The 290-nt window shown below is 44.8% G+C and carries 1 protein-coding gene; it reads right to left on the bottom strand.

Annotated elements, in window-relative coordinates:
- On the bottom strand, window positions 1-290 hold a 290-nt coding region (locus AB4585_RS29770), incomplete at both ends, for a helix-turn-helix domain-containing protein (protein WP_372169759.1).

Raw genomic sequence — 290 nt, 5'->3', positions numbered from 1 at the left:
CGAAGTCGGCGTTTATCTATCTCTTTAATGGTGTGCCAATGTACGCTCGTTAACTGGGAGATATGCTTAATGGGAAGAAGAGGCAGCAGTTGTTCTATATAACTTTTTAGGCGCTTCGTGATGCGAGCATAAGGCTCTAGCCAAGATAGAGACTCTGTTTTTATGCCGCAGTCACGACACTTGATTCTTCGTGTTTGAACGGAAAGTTCAACAGGAACACCGAGCAACATGGCCTCTTTTACATGACGCCATTGATACTCATGAATAGCCTCGGCTTCAAGACCACAAAG

Source organism: Vibrio sp. 10N.222.49.C9, assembly GCF_041474985.1.
Classification (GTDB): domain Bacteria; phylum Pseudomonadota; class Gammaproteobacteria; order Enterobacterales; family Vibrionaceae; genus Vibrio; species Vibrio crassostreae_C.
Note: the sequence above shows the minus strand (reverse complement) of the source record. Positions and strands in the feature narration are given on the sequence as shown.